At 42.6% G+C, this 688-nt stretch carries 1 protein-coding gene; it reads right to left on the bottom strand.

What is annotated here, in order from left to right:
* The coding region (locus A3739_RS07795) for an AMP-binding protein (protein WP_197472171.1) at window positions 1–688 on the bottom strand (688 nt) is incomplete at both ends.

Raw genomic sequence — 688 nt, 5'->3', positions numbered from 1 at the left:
CTAGGGCCAAACCGCTGATATACCAATTCCACATCATCCAGCCGCAGGTAGTGAAATAAAATAGTTTTGTCCCTTCAACAACGTCACTGTGTAAGGACAGCTCCTTGATGTGTTGAAGTAAGGTTCCGCCCACTCCATGAACAATGCATTTAGGCTTTCCAGTTGTGCCTGATGAATAAAGGATATAAAGCGGGTCGTTAAAATCGACTTCTTCAAAATGAAGTTTGATCTTGTCGTTACTCTTAATCGCATTAATCCAATCTAAGTGCTTAGCAGTATTGAGTGTCAGGATATGGGATGTGTCGCGATCAATAGGGTTAAAACTAATGACTGCTTGAAGTGAGGGTAGGCTGTCAACGACAGAACTAATCTTGTCGGCAAGAGAAAGTACTTTTCCAGCATATATATACCCAGTGCATGTAATCAACAGTTTGGGTTCAATCTGACTAAAGCGGTCTAGTATTCCGCTTTCACCGAAATCAGGCGAGCAGGATGACCAAACTGCGCCTAGAGAGGCACATGCTAGCATCCCAATAATTGCGTGCTCACTATTGGTTGTAATCGCAGCAATGCGATCACCTTTCTGTATGCCATTGTCTTTGAATGTGGAGGCGAGGGCAGCAACTGCATCTTGAAGTTCTTTGTATGTATAAGAGAATTGTTTACCAAGCTCATTAAAGACTGTTAT

Source organism: Oleiphilus sp. HI0067 (assembly GCF_001635735.1).
This window is presented reverse-complemented; position numbering and strand designations above follow the sequence as displayed.